Consider the following 19,063-nt stretch of genomic DNA (forward strand, 5'->3'; position numbering starts at 1 on the left):
ATTCGACAGAATTCACGCGTTCAAGGTTCTGGAACAATTCAAAATTCAATGAGAACATGGCACTCTGTCTCTAAGCCATAATTTCCGGTTTTCTTTGTTTCAATAACGGCTCTTCACTTTCAATTTCATCGCCCGTTTCAATATCCATAAACGTACTTGTATCAGTAAACCAGCAATCCGGAGCTTCGTGTCCCCAGAAAGTTTGCCGGAGCGGATCATTTAAATCCCAGCGTTTTGGCTTCAAGTCCGGATCGCTTGTTAAATAATCACCAGTGTAAAGTTCAATTCGGTGACCATCCGGATCTCTCAGATAAAGGAAGAACGCGTTGGATAAGCCATGACGACCAGGTCCGCGTTCAATCGATGTTGCATACCCCATACTCGCTAAACAATCGCAACAGTCAAGTATACTCAGCCGATCAGTTAGTGAATACGCGAAATGATGCAATTTGGGTCCCGGGCCATTCATGAAGGCCTGATCATGAACCGTCGGCTTTCGGTAAAGCCATGCCGCCCATAGGTTTCCATCTTCAGTATCCGTATACTCTGAACAGGAAAACCCTAACTGATTAACATAAAAATCATAGGCTTTTTGGACATCAGGTACTGCACAATTAACGTGATCAATCCGTTGAATTTTTGCACCACGATAGTGGTCATATCGCTGCAGCATCCGATCAACGACAGTCATTTCTGCAAAAAACTCCAATGGGATACCTGATATATCATGTACGCGAAGGGTTCTTCCCATCTGATGTTGTTGGCCTTTCGCCAACCATCTTGTTTTCAATCCTTGTGAGATGAAAAGCTTTTCGATTTCATCAAGATCCTGTTCTTTCTGAACCTTATAACTAAGCACTTCAACAGCTGCTTTTTCCGCTTTTTTCAATAGTAAACTGTGATGGGAATGTTCCTCTAAACCTCTCAAATAAATATGATTCTCGTCACTTTCCGTTTCAATCATACCTAATCCATCCACATAAAATTTGCGGGATGCCTGCAAATCCACTACATGAAGCACGGTTCTAGCGATTCGAATGATTGAAAAATCCATTTATGTCCCCCCTACCTTTCCCTATTTCTTTCCGAATTGCTGAATACGATGCTCATCAATCGATACATGTATAACTTTAAGTTCAGTATAAAAATCGAAGCCGTAATGGCCTCCTTCACGTCCAATTCCAGAGTATTTAGATCCTCCGAAAGGTGTTCTTAAATCGCGTACGTTCTGAGCATTGACCCAAAGCATTCCGGCTTCAATTTTATGTGCTACTCGGTGGCCACGTTTGATATCATTCGTCCATACATAACCCGCGAGTCCATAATCGACGTCGTTCGCTAACTTAACGGCCTCATCTTCATCTTTAAATGTCATGACGGTCAATACAGGTCCGAAGATCTCTTCTTGTGCTACGCGCATGTGATTTTCGGCATTCAGTATAAGGGTAGGCGCAACAAAATTCCCTCTGGCGAATTCGGCTGGAATATCACCGGTAATGACTTCTGCACCTTCATCTCTCGCTATTTCCAAGTAGCTTTTAACTTTATTGTAATGTCCTTTATCAATCAATGGACCTACTTCCGTTCCCGCGTCTAACGGATCTCCGATTTTAATTGCAGCAACACGGATCTTTAAAGCTTCAATGAATTTATCTTTGATCCCCTCTTGTAAAAACAAGCGTGAGTTTGCTGTGCAGCGTTCCCCATTGAAGGAATAGATCCCCCACACGCAAGCATCTAAAGCCCGATCGAAATCGGCATCTTCGAAGACGATGATCGGTGATTTCCCACCAAGTTCCATCGAGCAGCTCTTCAGTGTATCAGCACTATTTTTTATAATTGTTGAACCTGTTTTTGTTTCTCCTGTAAATGAAATAAGCTGAACATCAGGGTGTCTGACAAGCGCATCCCCTGCAATCTCACCATAGCCATGAACGACATTGAAGACACCTTTCGGAAGATCAGCTTTATGGATCACTTCTGCTAATAGATTAGCAGAAAGTGGGGAAAGTTCTGCCGGTTTTAAAACAACTGTATTACCAGTCGCAAGCGCGGGAGCCACTTTCCAAGTTTCTAACATGAAAGGAGCATTCCATGGTGTGATTAATCCTGCAACCCCTACTGGCGAATGGATTGTATAGTTGATAAATTCATCATCCACTTGATAGGCATCTCCAACAAGACGACTTTCCACCATGCGGGCATAAAATCTGAAATTTTCTGAAGCACGGCTTACCATATTTCTTGTTTGACTAATCGGAAGTCCCGTATCAAGTGCTTCCAAAAAAGCTATTTTTTCTATTTCTTCATCAATCAAATCTGCAATACGGTAAATGTATGCCATTCTTTCATTCAGTTTCATCGTTTTCCAAGGACCGTGATCAAAGGCTTCCCTGGCAGCTGCCACTGCTTTATCAATGTCAGCTGATTGTCCTTCGGCGACTTCATTGATTTGTTCATTGGTAAACGGGTTCATGTTTTTGATGGTGTTCCCACTTACAGAGGAAGTGAATTCCCCATTTATATAGAGTGATATATTCTTTTGTATTTCATGTTTCAAAGAAACCGTTTCGTTCGTTGTTATCATCCTCATCACCTATTTTCTATTTTTCTTCAATTATCCTACAGCGGTTTCCTCCGATAGAATAGATAGGTCCAAAAGTGTTTTACGAACTTCTTCTTGTATTTCTGCTGATGGCAATCCTAAAGGTAAGCGGAGCTTCGGTGTAATTTTCCCCATCATGCCAAGTGCCACTTTAACTGGTGATGGATTTGTATCTTTGAAAAGCACGTCATTTAATGGCATTAATTCGAAGTGAAGGTCCTGTGCTTTTTTTATATCTCCATCATTCCATGCATTATAAAGTTCTGCTACTTTTTTCGGCTCCACGTTTGCTGTTGCACTGATAAATCCTGCACCCCCGATTGCTAACATCGGATAGCAAAGGAGTTCGATTCCTGAGTACAATAGAAAGTCCCTTCCGCAATTTAGCAGTACACGATTAACATGTTCAAAGTCTTTATTCGATTCTTTTACACCTATAATGTTCGGACAATCTTCACTTAGACGTTTCATCGTACTGACTTCCATATTGACAGCGGATCGACCGGGTATATTGTAAATGATGATGGGTATCTCAACGGAATCTGCTACCGTTTTAAAATGCTGATAAAGTGCTTCTTGGTTCGGTTTGTTATAGTAAGGCACTATAACCATCGCGGCATCCGCACCTATTTCCTCGGCATATTTTGTAAGTTCCATTGTTTCATCATGATTGGTTGACCCAGTGCCTGGAGTGAAAAACACACGTCCATCAATCGTTTCTTTTGCTAAACTCATAACACGTTTTCTCTCAGCGATTGTTAATGAACTTGGTTCACCACTTGTTCCCGTAACAGAAATCCCGTGGCTGCCACTTTCAATTTGCCAGTTGATCAATTCGACAAACGTTTTTTCATCAATATCCCCGCTTTCTGTAAATGGGGTAATGACAGGACAAATTGAACCTCTTAACTTCTTTTTTTCTTCCTCATATGCCACTAAAACCCACTCCTCCCTGGTGATTACACATTTCCTTTGCATGGTACTTCTTATTTATCAAACAAATTACCCCTCAAGCTCTTTTAGTTCGCGATACTTTCCCTGGCTATATAGTAATGGGGCTTTTTCTTCAAGCTTAACGCCCGTAACATGACCGATGAAAATCGTATGATCTCCCGCAACAAATTCACTATGCAGCACACAAGTGACAATCGCTAACGATTCTTCTAACACTGGCAAACCTTTATAGGATCCGAACGTAATTTCAGATTTCAGATGCAGTTGACCTGAAAATTGCTTCGATATTTGTTGTTGGTCAGTTGATAATATGTTAATCGCAAATTGTCTAACATCTTTTATATGCTGAAGCATTTTCGCATTTTCTGCGATACTGATTGCGACAAGTTTCGGGTTAAGAGAAATGGACATAAAAGCATTTGCTGTCATGCCATGCACTTCTTCAGCAACCTTTGTCGTAATTACCGTTACACCTGTCGCAAAACTGCCCATGACATTTCTGAACAACCGATCATCTATCTCGGGATCTACATGTTCCATACTCCAATCTCCTTCCCACTTTCAACAATTCTTTCACTTATAGTATGCCGGCCTCTTTTTTTGCTTTATTCAAGAAGTTTGTCACCATATCTTTATACGGTTGTTTATCAAATCCATCATAATATGCATTCGACATTCTTACTGGATCTCCGAAAAGTAATATTCATAAAGTGCTTGGCGGTTTCCGAATGCGCTGATGGAAATATCCCATGCGAGGCGGAATAGCTGTACTCTTTCCTCACCGTTTATATTCGCACCTTGCGTGTAACGATGGACTAATGGGCCGACGTCCGTGTTGCTGAAGTCCGCTTCAGTTGGGAGTGCCATCAATCCTGAAGCACCTAAGATCTTTATTATTTCATTCATACGCTGGTACATTTTCGGGAACCAGTTGCGTGCCGCATTTAACGGTTCAAAGTCCGGCGTCATATTACCATATTGATCGATTTTTGCATTGTGTTCAGCTTTATATAAATGGGAACGCATCACTTCCAGGATGACCATGATTTCGCTTGCTTTTTCTTTAACATGCATGAATTGATCGATACCGATTGCTTCCATCATGCTGACGACAACGCCTAAGATGAATTCAGTTTTCACGATGCTTTTGCAAATAACTTGATGCGTCATATGTATAACCGCATTTGTCTCGGTATACGTACGATTACAGATATCTGTACTTTCACATACAAATACTCTTTCCCACGGGACTAATACATCTTCAAACGAAATAATGGCATCGCTTTCATCGAACCTTGCGCCTAACGGGTGATCCCATTTACTTTTCCCATAGTCGAAAGATTCACGGGATAGGAATTTTAAACCCTTCGTATTATTCGGAATTGCAAATGCAAATGCGAATGGATCATCTGTAGTGCCAGGCGTTCTATTAATGGTGGATGGGAATACGACGAGCTCATCCGTGATTCCGCCAAGTGTTGCCAAAAGGCGACAACCATTGACAATAATTCCGTCTGATGTTTTTTTCGTAATACGTGCGGAGAGGAATGGATCTTTTTGTTCTGATTGCGTTAGCTTTGACCGGTTTACTTGCGGATGGATTAATGTATGCGTTAAGCTAATATCATTTTCCCGTGCATATTCATAGTAATCTGCTGCATTTTTAGCAAATTGATCACTTCCGCCGCCTGCTTGCGCAAAAAACTGGTTGGCTGTCCCGAATGCCATAATGCTTGTGTTCAAATAATCCGGCGATCGCCCCATCATGCCCCCAGAAAATGCAGCCCATTCTGTATGCATTTCACGCCTTTTGAATAAATCCTCTTTTGTTTTAGGTGCAATAAATGAAAGTCCTACCTTTTCGCCAGATTTCGGTGAAGTATACAACATTTTCTCTGGCTTCTCATGTTGTAAATCATAAAGACCCGCAACGCTCTCGACTACATTTTTAAATGCAGGATGTGTAGTGACGTCGTCCACTTTCTCACCGTGGATCCAAACTTCCGTATTCCGTTCTTTAATACCTTCAATGTATTCTTTCCCTGTACGTGCACCCATTCGATTCCCTCCTATTTGTTATGAGTTTATCTACTTTTTAAATCGATTGTGAATGTTATTCTGTTTATAAGTACCTGCTTCACTAAATTCAACTAATTCCATTGACAATGCTAAATAACGCTTGGACATGACAGGATGGAAATGTTCTTTCATCACTTCAAATAACGCATCACAAACGTCTTTTTTTACTTCCTCAGAGCGACCAGCTCCGATTTTCAGCTGTGCATGGACGAAAGCATCATCCTCAGCACCATCTGCCACGCGATACTCTTTTAACTCAATCGCTCTCGAACGAAGACCGCCTATCGGAAAAACAGTGTCTCTTGCAATAAGAACCTTATGACTCTCTTCTAATAGTTTTTTGATATCCACTTCTTCTTTTATATTATCCGTGTACTCGACTAAAAAAAACGGCAACTAAAACCACCCTTTCTCGTACAACGATTTGTAAATGATTCATCGCCGATTATTGTATTGACCAAACGCCGATTCCCTCAATTTCCGTGACGACTACGTCACCGACTGCTGTATCGACAGATCCTTTCGGGGTACCTGTCAGAATGACATCGTTTTCACTCAATGTCATAAAGCTGCTTAAATAGGAAATGAGTGTCGGGATATCGAAAATCATATCTGCGGTTGTACCTTCCTGGACGAGTTTGTCATTGACATGCGTCGTCAATTTTAGATTCATGGATCAGCCACATCTACAGCATCAACAATCCATGGACCGAATGGCGTACCGGTATCACGATTTTTCACGCGCAAGTTTGGACGATAATAGTTTTCCAAGTAATCTCTGATTGCATAATCATTGGCGACACTATAGCCTTTAATATAATTGTAGGCATCTTCAGTTTTTACATTCCGGGCTGTTTTGCCGATGATGACTGCCAATTCACATTCATAATGCATATAGGTTACATCTACGGGTCGACGGGTATATGCATTATGCCCGACAAACGTATTTGGACTTTTTAAGAAAACAAGTGGTTCTGATGGAGCGGAAAATGCAAGTTCCGCTGCATGATCTGCATAATTCAACCCTAATGCAAACACGGTTCGCGGCTCTATTGGCGTCAGCCAAATCACCTCGTGCTCATCCACTATTCGACCATCATCTAATTTGAGTTTCCCTTCCCATTCAACCGCTTCATGAATGGCACCCCCATAAGCTGTCCTTGCTTTCCTCATATCAGCTCTCTCCATTTTGTTTCTTTTTCGTCCACAATCACGTTTTCGAGATTCCCTATACCTTCTATCTCAATCCGGATCTTATCGCCTATTTGGACCAATGGCGCATTCTCAGGAACACCCACAAGTAACACATCCCCAGGACTTAACGTCATGAACTCAGTTACATCTGCAAGCAAACGAGAGACTGGACGAATCAGATTCGATGTGGAATTTTCCTGTTGAAGCTTTTCATTAATGAATACACGGATGACTAAATCATCGGGGTTTTTGACCTCATGGTGATCGACAATCCATGGTCCGATTGAGCAAAATCCATCGCGTGCCTGATGTTGAACAGCTGGACGGTATACACTATCATGCGGAACGCTTGTATCATTGACGATTGTATAGCCCGCAACATACGTCAGGGCGTTTTCTTCATCCAAAGCGATTGCCTGCTTTCCGATAACCAACCCAAGCGCTGCGCCTATTCTCAGGTTTGATAGTCCTTTCGGCATGGGAATCGATCCGCCGTTACGGTTATACGTATTTGCCGGTTTGATATAAAGGACGGGGGCGATTGGCGGCGAGCCATATGGTTTGTCATATACAGCATCACCCAAACTTTCAAGTTCTCCTATATAGTTCAATAACGTTCCAAAAACCGTCCCGGTAATCGGGTTGTCAATCTGATGATCATCAAGACTTACTTCTCCGTCAAGAAGGGTGACGGAATTCGTAGCCGGATTCACATCCACAGAAGATAGAACTTGCGATCCTAATACTTTAAGTCTTGCCTTCATACATTTCACCCCTTTTGTTAGTACTTGTATGAACTTTCAGACAGACAACAATGCTTTGTCGCTTGTCATTTTTTCTCCCCGAATGCGCTGGAATTCTTCCATTAACTTAGGAATCGTCAAGTTCTTCTTTTCCTCAGTCTCTATTTCAAGGATAATTTGTCCTTTATCCATCATGATGAGCCTGTTGCCGAGGTCTAACGCCTGTTGCATATTATGTGTGATCATCAACGTAGTAAGCTTATCTTTTTCAACAAGTTGCTTTGTTAGATTGGTAATTAATTCTGCTCGTGAAGGATCCAATGCAGCCGTATGCTCATCTAAAAGCAAAATGGACGGTTGGGTGAATGTTGCCATCAAGAGGGAGAGTGCTTGCCTTTCCCCTCCAGAAAGCATTCCTACTTTTGCATTCAAACGATTCTCTAAATTCAAATGAAGCGTTTCAAGGGATTCACGGAAAAATTCGCGCCGCTTTTTTATCCACTCCCTTTTTTAACGCACGTTTTTTATTTCTGGAGTAAGCCATGGCAAGGTTCTCTTCAATCGTCATCGATGGGGCAGTACCGGCCATCGGGTCTTGAAACACTCTTCCAATCATTTGCGAACGCTTGTATTCAGGCATTCTTGTAACATCTTTACCTGCTATTTCTATGATACCGAAATCAGGAGATAGAGCGCCTGAAATCATATTCAGCATAGTGGATTTTCCAGCGCCATTGCTGCCGATTACAGTCATAAAGTCCCCGGTATTCAATGTAAGATTTATTTGATCCAAAGCAATTTTTTCATCGGGTGTCGATTCGTTAAATATTTTATTAATCTGATTAATCTTTAGCAAGGGCATTACGCTCCTTCACGCAATTGCTCATGCTCCAGTAATCGTTCAGCATGGCGTTTCGCTTTTCTTCTTTTTTCTCGTCTCTTTTCAAGGTACTGCGGCAAAATTAATGCCCCAATTACAATGACAGCAGTAATTAACTTCATATCCCCTGGGTCAAGTAAGTCCACCCTAAGGGCAAGAGCCAGTACAATTCTATAAATGATGGCTCCAGCAATTACGGCAAATGTCGTGCGCACTATTGTTTTAGTACCAAATATCGCTTCGCCGATAATAACGGATGCCAACCCAATGATAATCATTCCAATTCCCATTCCGACGTCGGCAAATTTGGAATACTGAGCAATCAATGCACCCGAAAACGCTACTAATGCGTTCGAAAAGCCAAGCCCCACAATAATGAGCGTGTCCGTATTTGCTGATAAACTTCTGATCATTTTTTTATTATCACCGGTAGCCCTTATCGCCAGGCCCACCTCGGTTTTCAAAAACCAATCCACGATAAATTTGATGATCAAGGCGATAATGATCATGATGAATAATGTACCGTAGGTTGAAGGCAAGTTTTTGAATCCTACCATGGCGAGAAAATTATTAATCGAGGTATCGATGCCTAAAGGACTCCAAAACGATTTGAACTGGAAAACATCGTTTCAGCTTTCAATAAAGGGATATTCGGTTTACCTATGGAATTCTCCGAGGTCAGTCCCATTATGCGTAAATTTATTGAATACAAGGCAATCATCATTAATATCCCGGAAAGGAGTGCATTGATTTTCCCTTTCGTATGCAATAAGCCGGTTACACAACCAGCAAGGAACCCTATAACAATGGCGACTACCGTTGCAAACACCGGATGATATCCGAAAATAATCATCGTTGCAGCTACTGCGGCCCCTGTTACAAAACTACCGTCAACTGTCAAATCCGGAAAGCTCAGCACTCGGAATGAAAGATACACACCGAGTGCCATGATTGCATAGATGATTCCTTGTTCTACGGAGCCGAATATAGCTGAAAACATATGGAATCGCCCCCTATTTATTCACTGAATTCAGCTTTCCATTCGTCTTTAATGTCGAGTCCAAGCAAAGTTGCCGTTTCTTTATTCATAATCAATTTCAACTTTTGTGGAATCTGAACTGGCAATTCATAAGGTTTACTTTCACCTTTCAATACTTTGACAGCCATTTGCCCTGCTTCATAACCGATGTCAAAGTATTCAAATCCGTATGCCGCTAAACCGCCTCGCTTTACTGAGTCAAATTCACCGACCATCATCGGAATTTTATTATCATTAGCGACCGAAATCACGGACTCTAACGCACTAACGACTGTATTGTCTGTAATGATATAGAAAGCATCCACTTTGCCGATCAACGATTCAGCCGCTGATTTTACATCCGCTGACGTCGCAACTGACGCTTCAACAACTGTCATATCCATATCTTTCAGCATTTCCTTCACTGAGTCCACTTGAGCTCTTGAGTTTTGTTCTCCAGAGTTAAACACCATTCCAACCTTTTTCGCTCCCAATTGCTCTTTGAGGAATTTCATCGTTTCTGATATTGCGTCCGGATGGGCATCGATCGTACCTGTTACGTTGCCTCCGGGTTCTTCCATTGATTCAACAAGTTCTGCCCCCACTGCGTCGGTTACCGAAGTGAAAATAATAGGAATGTCCGTTGTCGCACTTGCAGCCGCTTGAGCACTAGGAGTAGAGTTTGCGAATATCAGGTCGACACCTGAGCTGACGAGATTCGTCGCGATTGTTGTGTTGGCACTATTGTCGCCTTGAGCAATTTGCACGTCAAATTCCGCTTTAATCCCCGCATCTTCCAGAGCTTTTTTGAAACCATCGTATGCGGCATTGAGTGATGGATGTTCTACGATTTGAGTGACACCTATTTTGTATGTCTTAGAGGATGCTCCCGAATTCTTACTTCCACTTCCCCCCGTACCACACGCTGCAAGCAGTAGAGCTGAACTGAAAATAACCGCCAACACTTTTTTCCACTTATTCTTCATCTTTTTTCCCCTTTACAGGTTGTTTTATTTGGTGTTTATTTGAAAATGATTGACAGCGACATCTCGCTTAACCGGCGCGGCATGTATCGCCTGCCCGACCAATCCCTCTACCGCTTCAAGAAAACCTTCAATGATACCCGGATGTGCGTAAAGTGGGAATTTTAAGTCTTCTTCTCTCGCAGCCATTTCAAGCAATTGTACAAAGGAACCTGACAGCTCAATGGCCCCTTCACCAATCATATGAATACCTTGTATGATTTCAGTAGTAGCATCTGAAATCACTTTAATGAATCCATCTTTTTTACCCGATAGTGTTGCATACCCATTACTGCCAAGAGCAAATTGACTTGTGCGAACTGCCAATCCAAACTCGCGTGCACTTTGCTCCGTCAACCCTACGGAAACGGCTGGCGGAATTGTTTGTGCAACGACTGGCATAAACGTCAGGTCGACTTCCGTTTGTTGTCCTGCAATCGAGGCTACAGCCGCTTTCCCTTGTTTGATCGCTTTTATTGCAAGCATTGGACCTTCCGTCACATCGCCAATTGCATATATAGCCGGCAGCGATGTTTGCATATTTCCATCTACCTTTATAAAACCACCGACTGTTCGGTCAATCCCGAAACGACTTATGCCCAATGGCTCCAAATTCGGGATCCTCGTTCCAGACACGAATAGATGTGACCCGCATATCGTCTCCTCCACGTTTTTATCCGTTAGAAAAGTCATTGTAATCCCGTCTTTTGTCTCATTTGTTGAGATGAATTGAAGTTCTTTATACACTTTGATTTTCCGTTTTTTAAACAGCCGACCTAATTCTTTATTGATGGATTCATCAAAAGGAAAACTTGCTTTGTTATCAATCACAACACTTACTTTTACGCCAAGTGCTGCATAACTTGAAGCGGCTTCAAGTGCAATGTAATCACTGCCTCTTACAATGAGGTGTTCAGGCACTTCCTCCAATGCAAAAAGTTCATGAGGCAAAAGGGTTCTTTCCCCTTTTTCTTTCATATCAGAAGACATAACCGCTGTACTCCCAGTAGCGATAATGACTTGCTGAAATTCGTATATATCGAATTGATGCCCATTTTCCACACCGATCTTGTCAGCAGCGATGAAAGTCGCTTTTCCACGGATTATTTCAATTTTATTTTCCTTACAAAGGTGTTCAACACCAGACCTAAGCTGATTGATAACCCTACCTTTATATGCAAGCAGCTTCTGGAAATGAATGGATAATCCGAACCGCCAATTCCGAGTTCCTGTAAATGGGCAGATTCTGAACGTTTAGAGGCGGCATGTGTAATGATCTTTGAAGGAATACATCCTTCATTCAAACAGACACCGCCAATGTCAGCCTGTTCAACCAACGTAACCGAGAGACCCAATTGTGCGCCACGGATGGCAGCAGAATAGCCACCAGGCCCTCCCCCGATGATCATCAGATTTCTTTCCTGACTGATTTCGCCGACAACCATTAAACCATCTCCATCATCAGCTTGTGAGGCTGTTCAATTAGACTTGCAAAGCGATTCGTAAATGCAACAGCTGTTGCGCCATCAGCAACACGGTGGTCAAAGACAAAAGAAAGTGTCATGATATGACCTATAACGATTTCATCATGCTCATTGACGATTGGCTGTTTTTTTGTTTTGTGAAAAGCAATAAGTCCCGTTTCCGGGTAATTGATAATCGGTGTTGCACCCGTACTGCCAAGAGGCCCGACATTACTCACGGTAAACGTGCTATTCTGCATTTCAAACGGTTGTAACTTACCAGCAATCGCTTTTGCCGTTAATGCTTTGACGTCTTCATTAATCTCCTTGATCGATTTTTTATCGGCATCATGGACAACAGGAACAAGTAGTCCGTTGTCCGTATTCGTTGCAATTCCGATATGATAGTTTTTCTTGAGTAGGATCCGGTTATTTTCTTCATCGAGTTCAGCATTGAATATCGGGAAATCCTTCAAAGAAATAACAAGCGCCTTGATCAGGAATGCCGGGACACTGACCGATTCACCCGCTGTTTTCAATTGCTCTCTCAATTTAACTAAATTCGTCATATTCACTTCGTCGAAATGAGTGACATGAGGTATTGTAAAGAGCGATTTCGTCATCTTTTCTGCAATTTTCTTCCGGATACCCCTAAAAGGGATTTCATCAGGAATCGCTTGGTCAGCCACTGCCGGCTTCCTATCGGCAATTGGTTCGATTGTGAATTTTTTTCCTTCGAGGAATCGAAAGATATCATCTTCAGTGATCCTTCCAGAAGGATCACTGGCATGGACATCTTCAATATTAATATTGTTATCACGTGCAATTTTACGTGTATACGGTGCCGCAAGCACGCGATGAAAAGGAATTGAGGCTGATGATTTTTCACCAGCTTTTATTGTAGGATTTGCATTTTCCTCAATGGATTGTTTTGTTTCGGTTTGCGATTTTTGTCCTATCGCCAAAACTTCATTCGTTTCAATAGATAGCAAGCTTGTTCCGACCTTAACTGTTTCACCAACTTCGATACGAATCTCTTTCACGATACCTGCACATGGTGAAGTGAGTTCAGCAACCATTTTGTCTGTTTGCACCTCGACAAGCGGCTGGTCGGTCGTAACCGTATCGCCAACCTTGACTAAATAATGGATCACTTCCCCTTCAGTCATGCCTTCCCCGATATCATGCAACTTTATTTCAAGCATTACAGTTCCCCCTTAAAAATGAAGCACTTTCTCTATTCCTTCCACGATACGTGCAGGTGTTGGAAGATAATGTTCTTCTAATGCAAAGAATGGAACAGGGACATCAAATCCTGTAATTCTTTCAATTGGAGCGCGCAAATAAAGGAAAGCTGTATCGTTAATTATCGAAATAATATCGTTGCCAAGCCCTCCTGTATGATGCGCCTCATGAATGATGACTGCTCTTGTCGTCTTTTTTACAGACTCAGCTATCATCTCGCTATCAATTGGATACAATGTCCGTAGATCAATAATTTCACAACTAATCCCTTTTTTCTCGGCCTGCTCTGCCGCCTTTTCAGCTACCGAAACCATAGCTCCCCAAGATATGAGTGTTACATCCTCACCTTCACGAACTAACTTCCCTTTACCAATTTCCACAGTATATTTCCCAACAGGCACTTCTTCCCTTTTCGAACGATAGTTTTTCATCGGTTCGAGGACAAGCACTGGATCTGGATCTTCCATTGCTGCAATCAATAACCCCTTTGCATCGTATGGACTGGATGGGCAGACCACTTTGATGCCAGGCATATGCGTGAATAGGGTTTCAGTACTATCAGAATGAATCTCCGGCGCCCGGATGCCTGCACCGTACGGAGCCCGAATGACCATGGGCACTGTAAAACGGGACATCGATCTCATCCGGATCCTCGAGACATGAGTCATGATCTGTTCGTACGCGGGATAGATAAAGCCAAGGAACTGGATTTCTGCAACCGGTCTAAAACCGTTAACAGCAAGACCGATTGATGTCCCAATTATTCCGGCTTCCGACAACGGCGTGTCAACGACCCTTTCTTCACCGAACGCTTCCTGGAGCCCTTCTGTTGCGCGGAACACCCCGCCATTTTTACCAATATCTTCACCTAAAATGACAGTACGATCATCTTCTTCAAGCATTAAACGCATGGCGTCATTGATTGCTTGAATTAACGTCATCTGTTTAGTCGTCTCGCTTTTTTGATGCGACTCTTTCACTTGTGTCATCACTCATTTCCTCCCTAAATGTCCTAGATACGCTTCTTTTGCTTGGCTAGTTGAGCTGGCATTTCAGCGTATACATGGTCAAAAACGTCTTCAACATTCGGTGGGGGAACTTCTCCATTTCTTCGACAGCTGCTTCGACTTCCCGGGATGTTTTTTCCTTAATGTCCTCATTCCAAGCGTCATCCCAGTAGCCATAATTCTTCATAAATAACTCTAAACGTATAAGCGGGTCAACGAAATCCTTCGCTCGTTCTTCCGTACGGTACTTAGATGGATCATCCGCAGTCGTATGAGCCCCTTTTCGCCATGTAACTGCTTCTATTAATGTCGGACCGTTACCGCTTCTTGCATGGTCAAATGCTTTTTTCGTTTCAAATAGACTGCAAAACAATCATTTCCATCTACGCGGATTCCTGGCATACCATAGGCAACTGATTTTTGTGCGATGGTCTTTGAGTTCATTTGTTTTTCAATTGGAACAGAAATTGCATACCCATTATTTTGGTTGAAAAAGACAACTGGCACTTTGAATACACTTGCAAAATTCAATCCCTCGTGAAAGTCGCCTTCGGATGTAGCTCCGTCACCGAAATAGGCAATTGCCGCATTTTTTGTGCCCCTTTTCTTTTCAGCCCAAGCGGCGCCGGCCGCATGTGGGATTTGAGTCGCAATCGGAACAGCTGGCGGGAAGATTTGTCTGACTGCCGGAGTTAGACAACCTTCCATCCGTCCATTCCAATACAAAAACGTAGTGGCCATACTTTTTCCAAACGTAAGCGTTGCACCATGATCCCGATAGGTCGGGAAAACCCAGTCATTGTCATTCAATGCAAGTGCGCTGCCGACTTGTGCAGCTTCCTGCCCTTCAAATGGTGCATAGGTTCCCAGGCGTCCTTGTCGTTGTAAGTTTATCGCTTTCCTATCAAAGGTCCGAATTCGTACCATATGGTAATACAACTCTTTAACCAACTTTTCGTCGATCCGCTCTTCATAATCCGCATCCACGAAAAATCCTTTATCATCTATTATTCTTTTAATAGGATAGTTATGTTCCACAAATACGCCTCCACTCATGATAGATTGCGAATCGCCCACTTCGGTTTCATTGGCGCTGAGTAAAAGTTATTCCGTTTTCCCCGGTCTGCTATTCTTCTTTCGCACATCGCATTTGCAGATTCTTCTGTTGTTTTTCCGGTGTACTCAGCTTCCTTATATACTTCCAAAATTGCGTCGTATATATGTTTTGTTTTGGCAAGCACCCGTTCATGATTAATGCCATACAATTCGTCTGCCACTTGGATAAGTCCACCTGAATTGACGATATAATCCGGTGCATATAAAATCCCTTTATCACGCAATTGTTTACCATGCCTGTCATCCAATAACTGATTGTTAGCGGAACCTACAATCGCTTTCACTTTAAATTGGGGAATTGTAGCATCATTTATAATCCCGCCAAATGCACACGGTATGAATAGATCCGCTTCTTGCGAATAGATGTCCTCACTTGCAACAATTTGTACGCTACCTGTCGTTCTTCCTGCAACTTCTTCAATTGCACGCAAACGTTCTTCGTTAATATCTGTCACGTAAATGCGGGCGCCTGCTTCAAGCAATCCACTTGCTACTTTGAAACCAACTTTCCCAAGCCCTTGAATCGAATAGATTTGCTGGCCTAACTCGTCATGTCCAAAAGCAAACTGATTGGTCGCTTTTATGCCGTATAAAACGCCTTCTGCAGTCGGGATCGATGAATCGCCACCACCTCCGTACGCTTCAGGGAGACCATTGATGAAGTTGGTCTCTTTCATCGCATGAATGAAATCATCCATCGTAGTTCCCATATCCGTTCCTGTATAGAAGCGGCCGCCCAATGAGTTTACAAATTGACCGAACGCCCGGAATAATTCAGGTGACTTATCTGTTTTGGGATCACCGATAATAACTGCTTTCCCACCTCCGAAATCGACATCGGCAGCCGCGCATTTATAGGTCATTCCTTTTGAAAGACGAAGAACATCTTCTAATGCTTCTTCCATACTGGCATAAGGGTGCATGCGGCATCCGCCTAAAGCTGGGCCAAGCGTTGTATTATGGATTGCGATGATTGCACGCAAACCTGTGGAAGGGTCGTTACAGAAAACGACCTGTTCATGCTCACTCATTCGATCAAAAAGTTCAAATTCCTTTGTTATTGATGGTTTTTCAGCTAACATCATGTGATTCCCCCTAGGATTGTACGAACCAATTTAACAGTTTCAAATAGAAGCCTCTTTTAACTTCTGCATAATCTTTTCTTTAGGCAATATGACTTGCACCACTTCACCTTTTCCGATTAATCCAAGATGATTGGATGCTGTAACTTTTGTCACTACCTTATTATCCCGATATTCAACAAGCGTCGCCGTCAAAGTAACAGTGGTTCCAAGAGGTGAGGCTGCGAGATGTTTCAACTGGACTGAAGCGCCCATCCCCTCCTCATCTTTTTCTAAAAATGGAAGGATGATTTTCCTGGACACCCACTCCATATGGTATGTCATGGCGACTGTTGAATAGACAGGATGAACAACTTGCCCTTCAAATGAAGCAAACATATCCTCTGTCACAGTTATTTCAATCGTTTCCTCTCTTCCTACTTTCATCCCTGACCTCATCATTTATCCCCTACTTAATGTATAGTGATAGGTAATTAATTTGATGTTAATAATAGGTGTTGTTGTAAGAAAAAAATTCATTTGCAAGCGCTTACAAAACTTTGATACACTTTTTCATTTTCATATTTAAGGACGCAATCCTCTTCAACTTAGTGCAAATATTACAAATAATTATTCGACACTTATCATATTAAATATATGTCTATAAGTCTTTATTAGAAGTATTTTAATAGGTTGCCTCTTACTTATCACGCATTCAATTTTGTTTGTCTGTTAACATGCTTTTGAATTCTTGCATCGTTCGATTCAACTGATTTTCCGCCTCTTCCATCAAAGAAGCGAATAACTCTTTCACAGACGGGATGTTTTCTATTAAGCCCGCTATTTGTCCGCTATTGATGAATCCATTTTCCATATCGCCCTCGATTGCACCTTTGATATGCTTTAGTTCAGAAGTCAATTCACTATATTGTTCCAGTGACATCCCCGATTCTTCCAATTCTTTAAGTTTCATGGCATAAGGTGTCTTCAAGATTCGTCTGAGCCTCCCTATACTGCGCCCAATCAGTATGGTTTCCGTGTCACTTGCATCGACAAGGTTCTGTTTATAACGGTCATGGAATGGCGCTTCCTTTGTCGCTATTAGGCGGGTGCCAATTTGCACACCGCTGGCACCTAACATAAGTGCAGCTGCCAACCCTTTACCGTCACCTATTCCACCTGCAGCAATGACCGGTACAGTAACGTTCTTCACAATCTGCGGTATTAATGTGAAGGTCGTCAGTTCTAAATTGGAGTTGATGCCAGCTGCCTCGAACCCCTCCGCCACAAGAATATCCGCTCCCGCCGCCTCCGCTTTACGTGCATGCTGCACTGAAGCAACAAGCGCAATGACTGTTACACCATTTTCTTGCAGCACAGGGATATACGGTGTTGGATTTCCTGCCGATAGGGAAACAATAGGTATCTTATGTTTGAGTACAAGACCGATCAACTCTTTTACATAAGGAGAAACACTGATTGCGATATTAATAGCGAAATTCCTGTTCGTCAGACGTTTTGTTTCCATTATTATTTTTTCAACTTCATCCGGAGGCAACGTTCCGCATCCGATAGTGCCAAGGCCACCTGCTTCTGATACAGCCGCAGTCAGCTGGGCATTACTGATATTCCCCATCCCTCCCTGAATAATTGGAAAGTCGATCTGAAGCATATCACAAACATATATCATTTTTTGTTCACCCCTATGAATATATGTTATACTAATCTAAGTTAAAAAACAATTAAGATTAAGAGAAATTTCTATCTTGTCCTAATTGGGTGTCAGTTTAGTCAGTCTGGCTAATACAGGAGGAGGAGATTTGTTTTGTTAATCACATATAAAGGGAAAAGTCCGTTACTCGACCGACGGTTTTCGTCGCCCCGGGCGCTAAAGTCATTGGGGACGTCAAAGTAGGAACAGAGTCGACCATCTGGTTTAATACGGTCTTACGGGGAGATGAAGGGCCCATTACAATTGGGAATCGATGCAGCATCCAGGATAATTCAACAATTCATTTATATGAAGATGCCCCGGTTGTCGTAGAAGATGAGGTGACCGTCGGGCATAACGTAATCCTGCATGGTTGTAAGGTCGGAAGACGTTCGATCATTGGAATGGGATCTACCATCCTTGACCATGCAGAAATTGGCGAAGAGTGTATTATTGGCGCCAACACGTTGATTCCGCCAGGAAAAAAAATCCCACCACGCTCTCTCGTTGTCGGAACACCAGGGAAGGTAGTAAGGGAATTGAACGAGAGTGATTTTGAAATCATTCAGCTATCGATTGATTCATATGTACAAAAAGGCTATGATTATCGTGATATTTTTTCCGATCAAGATAATAAGTAAAAATACTGGGTTGCCATTTGGGTAACGGGTTCGGTTGATGGGGAGAAAAGTGCAACTAACCTGAAATGGAAAAAATGAGACCCCTTTCCGTGCTTACTATAAGGATTGCACTGGCCAAATAAAAAGAGATGGCGATCGCCACCCCTTTAATTGTTTTGTGCAACAAACGCGCCGATTGCTTAAAACCGTAGTCATCTTAAATAAGCCCCCGTTAGCCATCCATGTAGCGCAAAATCAGCGCTACATGGATGGCTAACGGCATTTTAGTTCAAGAAAAAATGTTGAAATGTTGCTAAATAAAAAGATAATCTGGGATAACAAGTA

The 19,063-nt window shown here is 42.4% G+C and carries 14 protein-coding genes and 6 pseudogenes; 1 reads left to right on the top strand and 19 read right to left on the bottom strand.

What is annotated here, in order from left to right; all coding sequences use genetic code 11:
• Nucleotides 1-70: 70 nt before the first annotated feature.
• From hpaD to QNH10_RS13710, 19 genes and pseudogenes are all read right to left on the bottom strand, one after another.
• The gene (hpaD, locus tag QNH10_RS13620) at nt 71-1,054 is read right to left on the bottom strand and encodes a 3,4-dihydroxyphenylacetate 2,3-dioxygenase (protein ID WP_283731962.1); all 984 of its coding nucleotides are present in this window, start codon (nt 1,052-1,054) and stop codon (nt 71-73) included.
• 21 nt (nt 1,055-1,075) lie between these two features.
• Nucleotides 1,076-2,593, bottom strand: coding sequence for a 5-carboxymethyl-2-hydroxymuconate semialdehyde dehydrogenase (hpaE, locus tag QNH10_RS13625; protein WP_381427183.1), 1,518 nt, complete (start codon nt 2,591-2,593; stop codon nt 1,076-1,078).
• 24 nt (nt 2,594-2,617) lie between these two features.
• Nucleotides 2,618-3,541: a 2,4-dihydroxyhept-2-ene-1,7-dioic acid aldolase gene (gene hpaI, locus QNH10_RS13630; protein WP_283731964.1), complete on the bottom strand. Its 924-nt coding sequence runs from the start codon at nt 3,539-3,541 to the stop codon at nt 2,618-2,620.
• A 66-nt stretch (nt 3,542-3,607) separates the two neighbouring features.
• On the bottom strand, nt 3,608-4,099 hold the full coding sequence (locus QNH10_RS13635; RefSeq protein WP_283731965.1) for a flavin reductase family protein: 492 nt from the start codon (nt 4,097-4,099) through the stop codon (nt 3,608-3,610).
• Nucleotides 4,100-4,136: 37 nt separating this feature from the next.
• Nucleotides 4,137-5,617, bottom strand: a pseudogene (gene hpaB / locus QNH10_RS13640) (4-hydroxyphenylacetate 3-monooxygenase, oxygenase component).
• Nucleotides 5,618-5,647: 30 nt separating this feature from the next.
• The gene (locus tag QNH10_RS13645) at nt 5,648-6,034 is read right to left on the bottom strand and encodes a 5-carboxymethyl-2-hydroxymuconate Delta-isomerase (protein ID WP_283731966.1); all 387 of its coding nucleotides are present in this window, start codon (nt 6,032-6,034) and stop codon (nt 5,648-5,650) included.
• A pseudogene (locus QNH10_RS13650) lies at nt 6,019-6,811 on the bottom strand (fumarylacetoacetate hydrolase family protein). The gene QNH10_RS13645 and the pseudogene QNH10_RS13650 overlap by 16 nt, the downstream one beginning before the upstream one ends.
• Nucleotides 6,808-7,596, bottom strand: a complete 789-nt coding sequence (locus QNH10_RS13655; RefSeq protein ID WP_283731967.1) for a fumarylacetoacetate hydrolase family protein — start codon at nt 7,594-7,596, stop codon at nt 6,808-6,810. The pseudogene QNH10_RS13650 and the gene QNH10_RS13655 overlap by 4 nt, the downstream one beginning before the upstream one ends.
• A gap of 36 nt (nt 7,597-7,632) precedes the next feature.
• A pseudogene (locus QNH10_RS13660) lies at nt 7,633-8,431 on the bottom strand (ABC transporter ATP-binding protein).
• A gap of 5 nt (nt 8,432-8,436) precedes the next feature.
• Nucleotides 8,437-9,455: pseudogene (locus QNH10_RS13665) on the bottom strand (ABC transporter permease).
• Nucleotides 9,456-9,472: 17 nt separating this feature from the next.
• A complete protein-coding gene (locus QNH10_RS13670; protein WP_283731968.1) occupies nt 9,473-10,459 on the bottom strand; it encodes an ABC transporter substrate-binding protein in 987 nt (328 codons plus the stop codon).
• Between the two features lie 24 nt (nt 10,460-10,483).
• Nucleotides 10,484-11,695 carry a dihydrolipoyl dehydrogenase family protein gene (locus QNH10_RS13675; protein ID WP_347178061.1) on the bottom strand — a complete coding sequence of 404 codons (1,212 nt, stop codon included), beginning with the start codon at nt 11,693-11,695 and terminating at the stop codon, nt 10,484-10,486.
• Nucleotides 11,599-11,940, bottom strand: coding sequence for an FAD-dependent oxidoreductase (locus QNH10_RS13680; protein WP_283731969.1), 342 nt, complete (start codon nt 11,938-11,940; stop codon nt 11,599-11,601). The genes QNH10_RS13675 and QNH10_RS13680 overlap by 97 nt, the downstream gene beginning before the upstream one ends.
• A complete protein-coding gene (locus tag QNH10_RS13685; protein ID WP_283731970.1) occupies nt 11,940-13,163 on the bottom strand; it encodes a dihydrolipoamide acetyltransferase family protein in 1,224 nt (407 codons plus the stop codon). Before QNH10_RS13685 ends, QNH10_RS13680 begins: the two co-directional genes overlap by 1 nt.
• 12 nt (nt 13,164-13,175) lie before the next feature.
• Nucleotides 13,176-14,192 carry an alpha-ketoacid dehydrogenase subunit beta gene (locus QNH10_RS13690; RefSeq protein WP_283731971.1) on the bottom strand — a complete coding sequence of 339 codons (1,017 nt, stop codon included), beginning with the start codon at nt 14,190-14,192 and terminating at the stop codon, nt 13,176-13,178.
• A 23-nt stretch (nt 14,193-14,215) separates the two neighbouring features.
• A pseudogene (pdhA, locus tag QNH10_RS13695) lies at nt 14,216-15,248 on the bottom strand (pyruvate dehydrogenase (acetyl-transferring) E1 component subunit alpha).
• Between the two features lie 14 nt (nt 15,249-15,262).
• Nucleotides 15,263-16,411: a Leu/Phe/Val dehydrogenase gene (locus QNH10_RS13700; protein WP_283731972.1), complete on the bottom strand. Its 1,149-nt coding sequence runs from the start codon at nt 16,409-16,411 to the stop codon at nt 15,263-15,265.
• Between the two features lie 39 nt (nt 16,412-16,450).
• Nucleotides 16,451-16,846 carry a thioesterase family protein gene (locus tag QNH10_RS13705; protein ID WP_283734645.1) on the bottom strand — a complete coding sequence of 132 codons (396 nt, stop codon included), beginning with the start codon at nt 16,844-16,846 and terminating at the stop codon, nt 16,451-16,453.
• A 256-nt stretch (nt 16,847-17,102) separates the two neighbouring features.
• Nucleotides 17,103-18,077, bottom strand: a complete 975-nt coding sequence (locus tag QNH10_RS13710; protein WP_283731973.1) for an NAD(P)H-dependent flavin oxidoreductase — start codon at nt 18,075-18,077, stop codon at nt 17,103-17,105.
• A 135-nt stretch (nt 18,078-18,212) separates the two neighbouring features.
• Here QNH10_RS13710 and QNH10_RS13715 point away from each other — a divergent pair.
• A pseudogene (locus QNH10_RS13715) lies at nt 18,213-18,739 on the top strand (gamma carbonic anhydrase family protein).
• The last annotated feature ends 324 nt before the right edge of the window (nt 18,740-19,063 follow it).

This window comes from Sporosarcina thermotolerans (assembly GCF_030067815.1).
Classification (GTDB): Bacteria; Bacillota; Bacilli; order Bacillales_A; family Planococcaceae; genus Sporosarcina; species Sporosarcina thermotolerans.

Bases quoted from the DNA above. Each gene is read 5' to 3' on its own strand.
- QNH10_RS13705 (WP_283734645.1), bottom strand. From the start codon at position 16,846: ATGAGGTCAGGGATGAAAGTAGGAAGAGAGGAAACGATTGAAATAACT.
- QNH10_RS13670 (WP_283731968.1), bottom strand. From the start codon at position 10,459: ATGAAGAATAAGTGGAAAAAAGTGTTGGCGGTTATTTTCAGTTCAGCT.
- QNH10_RS13700 (WP_283731972.1), bottom strand. From the start codon at position 16,411: ATGATGTTAGCTGAAAAACCATCAATAACAAAGGAATTTGAACTTTTT.
- QNH10_RS13655 (WP_283731967.1), bottom strand. From the start codon at position 7,596: ATGAAGGCAAGACTTAAAGTATTAGGATCGCAAGTTCTATCTTCTGTG.
- hpaE (WP_381427183.1), bottom strand. From the start codon at position 2,593: ATGAGGATGATAACAACGAACGAAACGGTTTCTTTGAAACATGAAATA.
- QNH10_RS13710 (WP_283731973.1), bottom strand. From the start codon at position 18,077: ATGATATATGTTTGTGATATGCTTCAGATCGACTTTCCAATTATTCAG.
- QNH10_RS13685 (WP_283731970.1), bottom strand. From the start codon at position 13,163: ATGCTTGAAATAAAGTTGCATGATATCGGGGAAGGCATGACTGAAGGG.
- QNH10_RS13635 (WP_283731965.1), bottom strand. From the start codon at position 4,099: ATGGAACATGTAGATCCCGAGATAGATGATCGGTTGTTCAGAAATGTC.
- QNH10_RS13690 (WP_283731971.1), bottom strand. From the start codon at position 14,192: ATGACACAAGTGAAAGAGTCGCATCAAAAAAGCGAGACGACTAAACAG.
- QNH10_RS13680 (WP_283731969.1), bottom strand. From the start codon at position 11,940: ATGGTTGTCGGCGAAATCAGTCAGGAAAGAAATCTGATGATCATCGGG.
- hpaD (WP_283731962.1), bottom strand. From the start codon at position 1,054: ATGGATTTTTCAATCATTCGAATCGCTAGAACCGTGCTTCATGTAGTG.